The organism is Paraburkholderia sp., assembly GCF_034668105.1.
Taxonomy (GTDB): Bacteria; Pseudomonadota; Gammaproteobacteria; order Burkholderiales; family Burkholderiaceae; genus Paraburkholderia.
In genome coordinates this window covers 1-5,388 of record NZ_JAXDPY010000030.1, presented here as the reverse complement: position 1 = coordinate 5,388, position 5,388 = coordinate 1, and the positions used below count along the sequence as shown (strand labels likewise).

Annotated in this window: 3 protein-coding genes; all 3 read left to right on the top strand. The window is 62.8% G+C overall.

Annotation, left to right across the window (positions count from 1 at the left end; translation table 11 throughout):
- On the top strand, nucleotides 1-1,182 hold a 1,182-nt coding region (locus QOC89_RS01510; protein WP_323043399.1), incomplete at its 5' end, for a heavy metal sensor histidine kinase.
- Nucleotides 1,183-1,569: 387 nt separating this feature from the next.
- Complete coding sequence (locus tag QOC89_RS01505) at nucleotides 1,570-2,682, top strand: efflux RND transporter periplasmic adaptor subunit (protein ID WP_323043398.1); 1,113 nt, start codon at nucleotides 1,570-1,572, stop codon at nucleotides 2,680-2,682.
- Between the two features lie 16 nt (nucleotides 2,683-2,698).
- Nucleotides 2,699-5,388: CusA/CzcA family heavy metal efflux RND transporter (locus QOC89_RS01500; protein ID WP_323043397.1), on the top strand; the 2,690-nt coding region annotated here is incomplete at its 3' end.

Below are 5,388 nucleotides of genomic sequence, written 5' to 3'. Positions count from 1 at the left end.
AATAGCGACCTGTTTCGAGAGGAATTGCTCACGCATCCCGCCATTTCATTCGCCATACTGGATGGTCATGGAAGGGTGTTGGCCGACTCGGCCCGGCGGGACCAGCGCTTGCGGTCGATCGGGCCAGACAGTCCCGCAGAACGGCAACCTTATTCATGCTCTCCCCCGTCCGTCGGGCCTTCGCGCTGCATATTCGGCGATGCAACGCTGCCTTCCGGTGAATCGGTACGCGTGCTGCTCGCACATGAAGCGACGACGCGCGACTCCGTGCTGCGCGAGTATCAAGGCGATGTATGGCTCGTGCTCCTCGGTGGTTCCGCGCTAATGGGTCTGCTTGGCTACGCCATCGCAAAGCGGGGATTGTCCCCGGTCAAAACCATCGGCCAACGAATTTCCCGCATCGAAGCCCACAATCTTGGCGAGCGCCTCGATCTAAGCGGTGGTCCCGTCGAACTCCATGACATCGCGGTTCCGGTGAACCGGATGCTCGACAGGCTTCAACGTGCATTTGCGCGACTCTCGCAGTTCTCGTCCGATCTGGCACACGATATGCGCACGCCGCTCGCCAACATGATCAGCGCATCCGAAATCACTCTTTCGCGCGAGCGATCCACCGAGGAATACGAAGCGCTTATCGACTCGAACATCGAAGAATGCCAGCGCCTTCAACGGATGATCGAGACCATGCTGTTCCTCGCGCGAGCGGACCACTCAAAGGAACCGATCCGGCTGGGCCTACTCGATTGTCATGAAGAGTTTGCAAGGCTCACCTCCTACTTTGAAGGAGTGGCCGAGAACAACGGCGTCCGTTTCGCCATCGACGGCGCAATCCAGGTTCGCGCCGATCCGTCGATGCTTCGGCGCGCCCTTAGCAACCTGGTATCGAACGCGCTTGCGCATGCCGACACCGAATCGGCGATCGCGCTGCGCGCCTACCGCTCTGGCGACTACGTCGCCGTTGAAGTCACGAACAACGGCCAAACCATTCCGCCGGAACATATTGGCAAGATCTTCGACCGTTTTTATCGTGTCAATTCTGCGCGGCAAGGGTCGGCGAAAAACATGGGGCTGGGCCTCGCCATTGTACGATCGATCATGGAGTTGCATCGTGGCCGGGTCGACGTCGTGAGCCGCGCCGGCTTGACGACCTTCACGCTTTACTTTCCTTCCGCTACTGCGTGACATCCTGAGTCGCTGTTCAGCGCAATCACGCGTCATCCCTTTCTCGCAACGCTCCGTTAGCTTCGTCGGCAAGCCAACGGCGCATTCTGCGCATGCCTTCCCAAGATGTCCGAAATGACATCTTCCCGCCACATCGCAATCAGACTCGCAACACGACAATGTGCTCTCCAGTACTGAGAGAAGCCGTGGCCATACCTCAGCGTCCCAACGTTTGTTCAACCATCGAGAGCTTTCGTGAACATTCGCCATCGCAAGCGTCTGCAGCTGTCTGTCGGGGGAGCGGGCATCCTCGTTCTTTGCGGTGCCCTGCTTTCCCTTCACTCGCGGACTTCCCCCGCGGCTACCGGGTCAGCGCTGCCAGCTACGGCAGTCGATCAGGCTCCGCCGTTGCCCAATACCGTTGACCTATCGCCCGAGGCGCTCGCGAACGTCAAGTTGCAGTTCGCGAAAGCGCAGCTTCGGCCGGGTGTGCACACGATTGCCGCTACCGGCGTTGTCGCATTCAACGCGAAGCGGCTCGCGCAGCCAGGCTCTCCTTCAAAGGCAAGAATCGTTGCTGTCGATGTCGCCGCGGGCGACCATGTACGCGCGGGACAACGGCTCGCCACGCTGGACGAGTTCGATTTGAGCGACGTGCGTAGTCAGGTCGCAAGTGCGTCCGCCGCGGTGGCGGATGCGAAGGCTGCAGCCGATGCGGCCAATGCAGCACTGCAGCGCGGCACCGAGCTCGTCACTGGAGGCGGTATCGCGCAGAGCGAGCTCGACCGCCGCCGTGCTGCTGCGGTCAATGCACTGGCCATGCTGAAGTCGCGGCAAGCAGACCTGCAGAAATGGCAGGGCATGCAGCAGCGCCTGATGCCGATCGGCGCCCCGGCGAGTCGAAACATCGGAACGGCCCGACTGAGCCCGGGCGATTCGTTGGGTGAGCTCGTCGCGCCTTTCGACGGTGTGATCAGCAGCGTAGGTGCGGCCGCCGGCGACATCGTCGACACGTCGTCGCCGATTGTGACGCTGGTCGATCTTTCGACAATGTGGGTGCAAGCCAACGTCCCTGAGCGCGATGCCGCAGAAGTACGCCCGGGTCAGACAGTGCTTGTGCACATTGATGCGTACGGCGATCGACAGTTCACCGGCCGCGTCATCGATGTCGCCGACCAGGTCGACACCAACACCGGCACCGTAGCGGTCCGCTGCGAGTTGCCTAACGGCGATGGCGCACTCCGCGCAAATATGTTCGGCACGGTCGAGATCCAGGCGCCGCTCGGTCGGGACACGATGCTTGTGCCCGACGCGGCGCTCCAGGACGTGAATGGACAGACAGCCGTATTCATCCCTTCCGGCAACGGCCGTTTCACGTGGCGCGCGGTTCGCACCGGCTACGCCACCGACGGCATGACGCAGATTCTCAGTGGCCTCGCGGCGGGCACGTCCGTCGTCGCCGACGGCAGCTACTGGCTGAAGGCCGCGCTCATGAAGGGCACCATTCCCGACGAAGGCTGATTCGCGAGCGCATGCCATGATTACCAAACTTGTCGAGGCGGCACTGCGCAATCGCGCCGCCGTGTTAATTCTCGTTGCCGTGCTGATTGTCGGCGGGCTATACAGCATGCAACGGTTGCCTTTCGATGCCGAGCCGGACATCTCGCCGCAGCAGGTGCTGGTGACGACCCAGGCACCCGGCCTCGCGCCCGTTGATGTCGAACGCTCGATTACGGCGCCTGTCGAGCTCGCGCTGCAGGGCTTGCCGGGCATGCAAAGCCTGCGCTCGATCTCGCGTTACGGTCTCTCAGTGATCTACGTGCGCTTCGCCGACAATACGAATCTCTACCTCGACCGTAATCTGATCGGTGAGCGGTTGCAGACAATACAGCTTCCACCCGGCACCAGCGCGCCGCAGATGGGGCCGCTGTCGGATGGCCTGAGCGAGATCTATCAGTTCGAGGTACGTGGCCACGGCCAGTCGTTGATGACGTTGCGCACATTGCTCGACTGGCAGATCGCGCCAAGGCTGCGCCAGGTGGAAGGCGTGGTCGACGTGAATGTGAACGGCGGCCTCCTGAAGACGTACGAAGTGCAGGTGGACGACAATGCGCTCACACGTTACGGCCTGTCGGTCGGCGACATCTTCAATGCCGTGCAGATTAACAACGGCGCAACGGGCGGCGCGACCATCGAGCACAACGGCGGCGAATCGATCATCCGCGGCGAGGGGTTGCTGCGTAATACGACCGACATCGGCAACATCGTGCTGCGTACCGCTGCGGGCGGCGCGCCGCTTTACGTTCATGACGTGGCGCATATCGACGAAGCGCCCATGCCACGGCTCGGCGCGGTCACGCGTGACGGCAAAGGCGAAGCCGTCGTCGGCGTCGTGCTGATGGGCATCGGGCAAAACACGCGCGTCGTCGCACAGCGCGTGCAGGACGCGATCAAGGAAATCAACCAGACGCTGCCCCCCGGCGTCGAGGTTGCGCCCTACTATAACCGCGCGGACCTGATGGACCGGGTATTGCATACGGTCGCTCACAACATGGTCGAAGGTGCGGTGCTCGTCATCGCGGTGCTCCTTTTGCTGCTTGGGAATGCGCGCGCAGGCCTGATCGTCGCCACGGCGATTCCGCTGTCGATGCTCGTCGCCGTCATCGCCATGTACGGTACGGGGATGTCGGGCAATCTGATGAGCCTCGGCGCGATCGATTTCGGCCTGCTGGTCGACGGCGCGGTGGTGATGATCGAAAACGTCGTGCGGCGGCGTTCCGAAGCGCCCAATCAGCCGTTGCGCCCGCTCGTGCTGGAGGCAGCAAAAGAAGTCTCCCGGCCTGTGACGTTCGCCGTCCTCATCATCACGGCCGTCTACCTGCCGATACTGAGCCTTCAGGGTATTGAAGGCAAAATGTTCCGGCCGATGGCGATGACCGTTATCTTCGCGCTGCTCGCGTCGCTCGTCCTCACGCTGACGGTCATGCCGGTGCTCGCGAGCCTGTTGCTGCGCGGCAAGGTCGCAGAGCGCGAGAGTCGCATCCTTCGCTGGGTGCGCCTGCGCTATGAGCCGATTCTCGCGCGCGCCGCGCAACAACCTGTGCTAACGATGGGACTCGCCGTCGCGTTGCTCGCTGTTGCGGCCTTCGCCGCCACGAGGCTGGGCGCTGAATTTCTACCGCGCCTGGACGAAGGGGCACTGACCGTTACGACGACGAAGCTGCCCGGCATTTCCGTGCCGTCCGCGGTCGAGGCGCAAACCATGGTCGAACGCACGCTGATGCGCTTTCCCGAAGTGCAGTCCGCTGTCACGCTCGGCGGCAGCTCGGAGATTCCGACCGACCCGATGGGCGTGGAGCAAAGCGACACCTTCATCATGTTGAAGCCACAGTCCGAGTGGAAGACGGCGCAAACCCAGGACGGCCTCGTCGCCGAGTACTCCGCGGCGCTGGATCGCGCCGTCCCAGGCCTGACGCTCGATTGGGCGCAACCCATCCAGATGCGCATGGACGACATGATCGCGGGCGTCCAGGCCGATGTTGCCGTACAGATTCATGGCAACGATCTGCAAACGCTGCACGATACCGCCGAGCGGGTTGCGGCCGTGATCTCGCGGGTGCCGGGCGCGGCAGACGTCGAGGCGCAGCAGACGATTGGCCAGCCTTACCTGCGTATCATCGTCAAGCGCGACGCGGTGGCCCGATACGGATTGAATGCGAGCCAGGTGCTCGATCTCGTCCAGTCGCTGGGCGGCCGCAATGTCGGGACGATTGTCGACGGTGAAGGCCAGTTCGATATCCGGGTACGCATGCAACCGAAGGATCGCGACGATGTGACCCGCATCAGCGAGCTACGCATCAGCAATGGCGATGGCCGGGCCGTGCCGCTGTCGGAGGTGGCAGACATTCGCATGGAGCCAGGACCGTCGACCATCGAGCGCGAGGAAGGCAAGCGCGTCATCCTCGTTCAGGCCAACGTGCGCGGACGCGACCTCGCCAGCTTCGTCCTCGCTGCACAACACGCGGTCGATACGCAAGTCAGGTTCCCGCCGGGGTACACCGTGTCCTGGGGCGGCAGCTTCAAGAACCTGCAGGACGCGATGGCGCGCCTTTATGTCGTGGTGCCCATCTCGCTCGTCGTGATCTTTGCCCTGCTCTACCTGATGTTCGGCAATGCCAGCCTTGCAGCGCTCATCTTCTGCAACGTGCCGTTTGCAGCGATCGGCGG